Genomic DNA, 437 nt, shown 5'->3' on the forward strand with positions numbered 1-437 from the left:
CTCCTGCATCGCCGTGCTAATATTAAAGTTGACCCGCAGTTGGCCCGGGCCGATCTTGCGTATCCCGACCTCATCATCGCTTAAAAGCAAGCCTGAAGCAGTAAGATTAGACGGATTATCCGTTAAATAAAGATCAAAGGCTTGACTGGTCGCCCGATCGTCCGGTGTGATGCAGGACGCTCCCCAGCTCTCCAGCTGGCGAGTGACAATCCGCCGCACTTCGCTGGAAGTCACATCCAGCAGGACGATAACGTCATCCAGCACATGCTCTCCCGCCTCTGGCGCCTCTTCGCTGGCCGGCATTTTCAGATGCAGGGTATAGCGCGTCCCCAGCGACTCCCGGGCTTTAATGGTCAATTGCCCGCCCAGCTTGCGCGTCATGCGGTCGCATAGCCAGAAGGTAAGGGCGTTTGCTTTGCCGTACAGGTCGCTCTGGG

At 57.2% G+C, this 437-nt stretch carries 1 protein-coding gene; it reads right to left on the reverse strand.

All coding sequences use genetic code 11. The features are described 5' to 3' along the window. On the reverse strand, positions 1-437 hold a 437-nt coding region (locus M3152_RS17840), incomplete at both ends, for a hypothetical protein (RefSeq protein ID WP_251697192.1).

This window comes from Sporosarcina luteola, from assembly GCF_023715245.1.
GTDB classification, from domain to species: Bacteria; Bacillota; Bacilli; order Bacillales_A; family Planococcaceae; genus Sporosarcina; species Sporosarcina luteola_C.